The organism is Thalassobacterium maritimum, from assembly GCF_031127805.1.
GTDB lineage: Bacteria > Verrucomicrobiota > Verrucomicrobiia > Opitutales > Coraliomargaritaceae > Thalassobacterium > Thalassobacterium maritimum.
The window spans coordinates 1-593 of sequence record NZ_JARXHW010000212.1 but is presented as its reverse complement, the minus strand read 5'-3'; the positions used below and the strand labels follow the sequence as shown (position 1 = coordinate 593).

Below are 593 nucleotides of genomic sequence, written 5' to 3'. Positions count from 1 at the left end.
AACCTTGAGTCGGAAGTTCGGTCAGCGTTGGATTTGAATAATCTAGCGTTAAGCATGCATGATCATCGTCTTCGTTTGATTAATATATGGTCAGCCCTTGAATGTCTTGCCTCTTTAGTTGATGGGAAGTCGATTATCGACAGAGTTGTGAGACTCGTTGTCCCGATTCTAACGTGGAGGAAAATGGATAAAGTTGTTCGTTATCTATCGATTAGTATACATTATTGGCTTAAAAATAATCCTACGATTGATCGATCTTCGCTGCCATTCAAGTTGGGCTATAAGGATGCGGTTCATCCAGAGCAGATTTTGAAGTTGATGTGCGAGCCGAAGGGTTCGGCTGGAATAGTGAAATTGTTAGAAGTAGTCGCTAAGCATCCTCTTTTACTCTATCGAGTAAATGAAGCATGGAAGATCTTCCATAATCCTGTGACGTTGCAGAGGGATCTCGAGCGTTCCAGTAAAAGATTAACTTGGCATTTGTGGAGGATTTACCGGGCAAGGAATTTGCTGGTGCATCAAGGAGTCGAGCACGATTGCCTTCCGCAGTTGTCGAATCATTTGCAGCAGTATTTTTCTTGGACGCTTTCGCG

At 43.2% G+C, this 593-nt stretch carries 1 protein-coding gene; it reads right to left on the bottom strand.

Features of this window, described 5'->3' with window-relative positions; translation table 11 throughout:
- Positions 1–370 precede the first annotated feature (370 nt).
- Positions 371–593 (bottom strand): hypothetical protein (locus tag QEH52_RS20925; protein WP_308952746.1); only part of this gene is annotated, 223 nt, incomplete at its 5' end.